This is a genomic window from Gluconobacter vitians (assembly GCF_015244565.1).
Lineage (GTDB): Bacteria > Pseudomonadota > Alphaproteobacteria > Acetobacterales > Acetobacteraceae > Gluconobacter > Gluconobacter vitians.
Window position 1 is genome coordinate 1 of the sequence record NZ_JABCQG010000079.1, and the last position, 885, is coordinate 885.

Sequence of the window (885 nt, forward strand, 5' to 3'; positions counted from 1 at the left end):
TTCTGGAAGACGTCCTGCCCGGAGATCCGCTTTCTCAGCGTTTGTATTGCGCTGCTTTGGAGCAGCCACCAGCGTGGCATCCAGGATCTGGCCTGACATCGGCAGATAACCGGCGTTCCGCAGAGTTGTATCAAACCGGTCAAACAGTCTTTCAATGGCACCCGCCTGGGTCAGGCGTTCACGGAACAGCCAAACCGTTTTGGCATCCGGCACCCGATCTGAAAGCCTCAGGCCAAGGAAGCGCATGAACGACAGGCGATCGTTGATGAGATACTCTGTCCGTTCATCGGACAGATTGTTCAGCGTCTGGATCACCAGAATTTTGAACATCAACACCGGATCAAATGGCGGTCGCCCGCCTTTACTTCCGTCTGAATAGGCCAGAGCCAGCTCCAGATCAGGGCGGAACACCTCAAAATCCACAGTCCGGGAAAAGGCCTCCAGCTGATCGCCAAGCCCGCTCAGCCGAGCAAGGCGCTCTTCAACATCAAAGAAACCAGGCTGCTTCATCTTCCATCATCCCCAATCAACGCCGAAGAAATGGAATCACACAGAACAGCTCAGAGCCAAGGGGTTTTTCGAACCCTCCATCTGTCTGATGAGCGGACAGAATATCTCATCAACGACCGCTTATCCTTCATGCGTTTCCTTGGCTTGGGGCTGTCGGACCGTGTGCCTGATGCCAAAACACTCTGGCTGTTTCGCGAGCGTCTGACCCAGGCGGGAGCGATCGAGGGTCTGTTCAATCGCTTTGATACAATCCTGCGCAGCGCTGGTTATCTGCCGATGTCAGGCCAGATCCTGGATGCCACGCTGGTGGCTGCTCCAAAGCAGCGCAATACAAACGCTGAGAAAGCGGATCTCCGGGCAGGACGTCTTCCAGAA

At 55.3% G+C, this 885-nt stretch carries 1 protein-coding gene and 1 pseudogene; one reads left to right on the forward strand and one right to left on the reverse strand.

The window, feature by feature from the left end:
* Positions 1-510, reverse strand: a 510-nt coding sequence (locus HKD24_RS15125) for a transposase (protein WP_194260967.1), incomplete at its 3' end; no start/stop codon positions are given.
* A gap of 63 nt (positions 511-573) precedes the next feature.
* Between HKD24_RS15125 and HKD24_RS15130 the strand changes: the two are divergent.
* Positions 574-885, forward strand: a pseudogene (locus HKD24_RS15130) (transposase); the annotation flags it as partial.